Source organism: Oleiphilus sp. HI0117 (genome assembly GCF_001635235.1).
This window is the reverse complement of record NZ_LWGA01001304.1, coordinates 1-1,249: the sequence shown is the minus strand read 5'-3', so window position 1 is coordinate 1,249 and position 1,249 is coordinate 1. Positions and strand designations below refer to the sequence as shown.

2 protein-coding genes are annotated in these 1,249 nt (G+C 40.9%); both read left to right on the top strand.

Going from position 1 to position 1,249, the window contains the following annotated elements; genetic code table 11:
• The coding region (locus tag A3757_RS22625) for a TIGR04211 family SH3 domain-containing protein (protein WP_369819596.1) at nt 1-674 on the top strand (674 nt) is incomplete at its 5' end.
• Between the two features lie 274 nt (nt 675-948).
• Nucleotides 949-1,249: PilZ domain-containing protein (locus A3757_RS22620; RefSeq protein ID WP_068740344.1), on the top strand; the 301-nt coding region annotated here is incomplete at its 3' end.

The window sequence follows — 1,249 nt, the reverse complement described above, 5'->3', positions numbered from 1 at the left end:
CATCATTCCTTTCAAAGATCGCGGCCTCTATATGCTTACTCGCGTTGGCTATCAGCTCTGCATCAGCTGAAACTATGTACATAGACGACACCCTTTTAGTTCCCTTACGCAGCGGCGAAGGAGTCGGGTTTAGGATTGTCCACAAAGGACTTAAGAGCGGCACCAAGCTGGAAATTATTGAAAAGCTGAGCTCTGGCTACGCACACGTTAAAACGCCAAGCGGCATAGAAGGCTATCTGCCTTCTAGATATCTAACGGCGCAGCCTATTGCTAAAGTTAAGCTAGCCCAAGCTAATCAGGAGTTAGCTAAACTAAAAGCTAACTACGAAGAAACTCAAACTCAACTGGCCAACTTGAAAAAGAAGCACCAGAGTCTTAGCAAAGAACATACTCAAACCACTTCAGAGCTTAATGCTAATAGCAAAGAGCTAAAGAACATTAAGTCTATTTCGGCCAATGCCCTTAATCTAGATAAGCGAAATCGTGAGCTTAGAGAAAGTAATGAGCAGCTTAGAAACGAATTAGAACTGATCCAAACCGAGAATCTTAGATTAAAAGATAAGTCAGATTCTAACATGATGTTAATCGGGGGTGGCCTGGTAACACTTGGTGTAATTCTAACTTTATTAATTCCTATCATTAAACCTTCTAAGAAAAATGATAGCTGGGCGTAAAAAAGCTTATTTTTTAGGCTGCTTTAAAAACAAACACTTAGTCTATTATTTGCCCATTTCGTTCTAAAAATGAGCAACACACCATAGAAAAACTTTTGCCCCAGCGGTATCATCAAGCTTGATGCGCTGGGGTGAATTTCATCCGCATCAACTTATTACTAGAATCTTACCAATTGCTAATAGTCGAATATCTTGTGGTTTTGCTCTTTGACAGCAACCATATTTAGACATATAAATGAAGGTGAGACATTTATCCATAAGAGGTGTTGAATAGATGAATAACCTGTATAGCCGTACCTGGGATGAAAAACGCGATTTCATCAGAATGAGAGTCGATACTGAAATCACTCTAGCCGTTGATAACTCGGACATCAAAGTAAATGGTTATTGCCGTGACCTTAGTGGCGCAGGCATGTTAATAGAAGTAGAAGAAGAACTAACAGCAGGAGCAACTTGCCGGACATCGCTTCCTTCAAGCAACGATGCGTTTCCCGCTCTGGATGCAACCGTAAAAGTACTACGCTGCACACAGGTCGACGAAAATACTTTTCAAGTAGGCGCAGAAATTGTAGAAA